Source organism: Streptomyces sp. SID14478 (genome assembly GCF_010548525.1).
In the GTDB taxonomy this organism is placed as follows: domain Bacteria; phylum Actinomycetota; class Actinomycetes; order Streptomycetales; family Streptomycetaceae; genus Streptomyces.
Window position 1 is genome coordinate 1 of sequence record NZ_JAAGMG010000351.1, and the last position, 4,037, is coordinate 4,037.

Sequence of the window (4,037 nt, forward strand, 5' to 3'; positions counted from 1 at the left end):
GGGCGGCCGTCCGGCTTGAGCTCGGTGATCCCGGCCTCGGCGGCGTGCCGGGCCGCAGTGCGCACGCGGGCCCCCGCCTCGGCGGCACCGCGCAGCAGGCCGCGCCGGTCGATCCTGGCCAGCGCCTCGGCGTCGTCCAGGAGCGTTTCGTCGAACATGGCGTCGGCCTCCTGCGTGGTGTGGACAGGTCCTGGGGCATTGCCGATGGATCCCGGTGGAGAAGGAGCGGCGTTCGGTGCGGTGAGAAGCGCACCGGGCGCCGCGGGGATCCGGCGGCAGGGCCCTGGGGCTGTGGTGACGGTCCCGTCGTTCGCCGGAGGGCGGGCGGGACCTTCACCACGCGCCCTAGGCGGGGCGGCGGGCCTCGTCGACCAGGAGGACGGGGATGCCGTCGCGTACGGGGTAGGCCAGGCCGCAGTCCCCGCCGGTGCAGATCAGCTCGGCCTCGGCCTCCTTGAGGGGGGCGTGGCAGGCCGGGCAGGCGAGGATCTCCAGGAGGCCGGCTTCGAGCGACATGGGGGGTCCCTTCGGGGATGCGGATGCTGGTGCGCGGGCGGATCGTGCGGGCCCGCGGTGCTTTTGTTCGGCCCGGTCAGCCTACCGCCGGGGCGCCGGACCGGGCCGTGTGGATCAGGCTCTGATCACCGCGAGGGCCTCGTCGCGGATCTTCTCCATCGTCGCGGTGTCCCGCGCCTCCGCGTTCAGCCGCAGCAGGGGCTCGGTGTTGGACGGGCGTACGTTGAACCACCAGTCGGCCGAGGTGACCGTGAGGCCGTCGAGTTCGTCCAGGGTGATGCCGTCGCGGTCGCCGTACGCGGCCTTGACGGCGGCGAGGCGGTCGGCCTGGTCGGCGACGGTGGAGTTGATCTCGCCGGAGCCCGCGTAGCGGTCGTAGGAGGAGACCAGCGCGGACAGCGGGCCGTCCTGGCCGCCGAGCGCGGCCAGCACGTGCAGGGCGGCGAGCATGCCCGTGTCCGCGTTCCAGAAGTCCTTGAAGTAGTAGTGCGCGGAGTGCTCGCCGCCGAAGATCGCGCCGGTGGTCGCCATCTCCTGCTTGATGAAGGAATGGCCCACGCGCGTGCGCACGGGCGTGCCGCCGTGCTCCTTCACCACCTCGGGCACCGACCAGGACGTGATCAGGTTGTGGATGACCGTGCCCGTGCCGCCGTTCCGAGCGAGCTCGCGGGTGGCGACGAGCGCCGTGATGGCGGACGGGGAGACCGGGTCGCCGTGCTCGTCGACGACGAAGCAGCGGTCCGCGTCGCCGTCGAAGGCCAGGCCGATGTCGGCGCCCTCGGCGCGCACGCGCTCCTGCAGGTCCACGATGTTCGCCGGGTCCAGCGGGTTCGCCTCGTGGTTCGGGAACGTGCCGTCGAGCTCGAAGTACATCGGTACGACGTCCAGCGGCAGCCCCGCGAGGACGGTCGGCACCGTGTGCCCGCCCATCCCGTTCCCCGCGTCGACCACCACCTTCAAGGGGCGGATGGAGGTCAGGTCGACCAGGCCGCGCAGGTGCGCCGCGTAGTCCTCCAGCGTGTCGCGCCGACTGATCGTCCCCGCCGTGGCGGCCGGCTCGGGGGCGCCCGACCGGCTCCATTCCTCGGCCAGCTCGCGGATCTCGGCCAGGCCGGTGTCCTGGCCGACCGGGGCCGCACCGGCCCGGCACATCTTGATGCCGTTGTACTGCGCGGGGTTGTGCGAGGCGGTGAACATGGCGCCGGGCAGGCCGAGGGCGCCCGACGCGTAGTACAGCTGGTCGGTGGAGCACAGGCCGATCTCGATCACGTCCGCGCCCAGGGCCGCGGCGCCGCGCGCGAAGGCGCGGGTCAGGCCGGGCGAGGAGGGCCGCATGTCGTGCCCGACGACGATCGCCGAGGCGTCGGTCACCCGCACGAAGGCCGCGCCGAACAACTCGGCGAGCCCCTCGTCCCACTGGTCCGGGACCACCCCGCGCACGTCGTACGCCTTCACGATCTGCGACAGATCAGCAGCCACTGCCGGCCCAGCCCTCCTGGAGTCCTTCACGGACCCCACAAACTACCTGGCCGCACCGACATCGGGCCGTGAACCCCTCATTCCTCCCAAAGAACGCACCTGTCCCGTCCGCACTGGTCAGGCGCGGGTCAGGGCAGCATCCACGACAGCACCACCGTGCTCTGGGCGTACACGATCAGACACATCACCAGCAGCAGGCCCAGACTCCACGGCAGCACCTTGCGCAACAGGTCGCCCTCGCGGCCCGCGAGCCCGACCGCGGCGCAGGCGATGGTCAGGTTCTGCGGCGAGATCATCTTGCCGAGGACGCCGCCCGAACTGTTCGCCGCCGCAAGGAGTTCCGGCGGCAGCCCCGACTGCTGGGCGGCCGTCACCTGGAGGGCACCGAAGAGGGCGTTGGCGGAGGTGTCGGATCCGGTCACCGCGACGCCGAACCATCCCAGGACCGGCGACAAGAAGGCGAGGCCCGCGCCGGCCGCGGCCACGAAGTGCCCGATGGTGGCGGCCTGACCGGACAGGTTCATGACGTACGCGAGGGCGAGCACGCTCGTCACGGTGAGGATCGCGAACCGCAGTTCGTACACGGTCCCCAGCCACTCCCGAACGGCCACGCGCGCGTGCACGCCGAGGACGACGGCGGTGAACACCCCCGCGATCAGTACGAGCGTGCCTCCTGTGGAGACGAGCGGCAGCGTGAACAGATTGCCGCTCACCGGCTTGCCGTCCGGGGTGGCGACGTTCAGGAAGGGCCAGTCGAAGACGCGGTTCGCCTTGGCCAGCCAGTCCTTCACGACGGGGATCTGCGCCACGGAGAAGATGACGACGATGAGCGCGTACGGGGCGTAGGCGCGCACCACTTCGCGCCGCGGGTCCTCTTCGTCGAGGTCTTCGCTGCGTACGCCGGTGAGGACCGCGGCGCGTACGGGTTCGGCGGCGGGCCTGCGCGCCCGGGGGACGGCGACCAGGGCTCCCGCGCCGACCAGGGCGGCCCCGATGTCGGCGAGTTGGGCGGAGACGTAGTTGGAGGCCACGAACTGAGCCACGGCGAAGGCGACCCCGCAGGCCAGGGCGGGCACCCAGGTCTCCCGCAGGCCGCGCCGCCCGTCCACGAGGCCGACGAGCACCAGCGGTACGACGAGCGCGAGCAGCGGCGTCTGCCGGCCCACCACGGAGGCGACAGTGTCCAGCGGGAGCCCGGTGACCTGGGCGAGCGTCACCACGGGGGTGCCCATGGCGCCGAACGCGACGGGCGCGGTGTTGGCGACGAGCGCGACGACGGCCGCCTTGACCGGGTCGAAGCCGAGCGCGACGAGCATCACCGAGCAGATCGCGACCGGCGCCCCGAACCCGGCGAGGGCCTCCAGGAGCGCGCCGAAGCAGAACGCGATGACGAGGGCCTGGATGCGCGGGTCGTCGGAGAGCCGCCCGAAGGAGCGGCGCAGGATGTCGAAGTGCTGGGTGCGGACCGTCATCCGGTACACCCACAGGGCGTTGACGACGATCCACATGATGGGGAAGAGCCCGAACAGGGCGCCCTGTGCGGCGCTGGAGACGGTCTGGCCGAGCGGCATGTCGTAGACGAGCCATCCGACGAGGGCGGCGACGCCGAGGCCGATCAGGCCCGCACGGTGGGCTTTCATGCGCACCGCGCCGAGCAGGACGAGGACGGTGACGAGGGGCAGGGCCGCGACGAGGGCGGACAGACCCAAGGAGCCGCCGACCGGCTCCAGTTGCTGGACGAACACGTGCGCCTCCCGGAATCCCGGATTCCCATAAGACAGGGTGGCGAGATCGTCGTGTACTCAACAATCGCGGGTCAACGCGTACGACAAGGAAATCCGGTGAAGGGCCTCATGGAGGAGGCCGAGCAGGAACCTGGGGAGAAGCCCGGGAAGGGCCGGGTCCAACGGGTCTTCGGGACGCGTCAGTTGTCCGGCGAGCGCAGCACCCTCAGGTGGCCGCGGCGGGCGACCTCCATGGGATCCGCGGCGCGCGGCCCCGAGCCGCCGGCCTCGGCCACGCGCTCCTGCGGGCGGGCCGCC

The 4,037-nt window shown here is 72.1% G+C and carries 3 protein-coding genes and 1 pseudogene; all 4 read right to left on the reverse strand.

Annotated features, from left to right (window positions below; all coding sequences use genetic code 11):
* Positions 1 to 345: 345 nt before the first annotated feature.
* Complete coding sequence (locus G3I40_RS11630; RefSeq protein ID WP_164302088.1) at positions 346 to 516, reverse strand: Trm112 family protein; 171 nt, start codon at positions 514 to 516, stop codon at positions 346 to 348.
* A 114-nt stretch (positions 517 to 630) separates the two neighbouring features.
* Positions 631 to 1,995 (reverse strand): phosphomannomutase/phosphoglucomutase, encoded by a 1,365-nt coding sequence (locus G3I40_RS11635; protein WP_164302089.1) that lies wholly within the window; start codon positions 1,993 to 1,995, stop codon positions 631 to 633.
* 128 nt (positions 1,996 to 2,123) lie between these two features.
* Positions 2,124 to 3,740 carry an L-lactate permease gene (locus G3I40_RS11640; protein WP_164302090.1) on the reverse strand — a complete coding sequence of 539 codons (1,617 nt, stop codon included), beginning with the start codon at positions 3,738 to 3,740 and terminating at the stop codon, positions 2,124 to 2,126.
* Positions 3,741 to 3,919: 179 nt separating this feature from the next.
* A pseudogene (locus tag G3I40_RS11645) lies at positions 3,920 to 4,037 on the reverse strand (DUF3499 domain-containing protein); the annotation flags it as partial.